The following is a 461-nucleotide window of genomic DNA, read 5'->3' on the forward strand; positions in this document are numbered from 1 at the left end:
ATACGGCTCCTCACTGATCGTGACTCCTTTTGCCTTTCAAAAGTCGATGAATCTGAATCTCTGGTGCAAAGCGGAGGTGTCGGATGCGAACAGGAATTTCATTGCGGGCAGATTTTGATGCTGAAGGACTTCGACGTTTGGCTCGCCATAGCAAGCATGCGGCCCAGGCGCGTCGGTTGCTGGCGCTTGCGCTCATCTATGACGGAGGCTCGCGCTCGGATGCTGCACGGCTTGGCAACGTCACTCGTCAGATCGTGCGGGATTGGGTCATGCGGTTCAATACGAATGGGCCTGATGGGCTGATCGATGGCAAGGCTCCTGGCCCCAAGTCACTGCTGAACGATGTTCAGCGGGCGGCCCTGACAAAGGCCATCGAACGGGGACCGACGCCGTATCTCGACGGTGTCGTGCGCTGGCGTTTATGCGACCTGGCCCAATGGCTGTGGGAGGAGTTCCGTGTC

1 protein-coding gene is annotated in these 461 nt (G+C 58.4%); it reads left to right on the forward strand.

What is annotated here, in order from left to right; genetic code table 11:
- Nucleotides 1-83 precede the first annotated feature (83 nt).
- Nucleotides 84-461: helix-turn-helix domain-containing protein (locus PL599_RS22765; protein ID WP_271359900.1), on the forward strand; the 378-nt coding region annotated here is incomplete at its 3' end.

The sequence above is a fragment of the Agrobacterium sp. ST15.16.055 genome (assembly GCF_027956555.1).
Lineage (GTDB): Bacteria > Pseudomonadota > Alphaproteobacteria > Rhizobiales > Rhizobiaceae > Agrobacterium > Agrobacterium salinitolerans.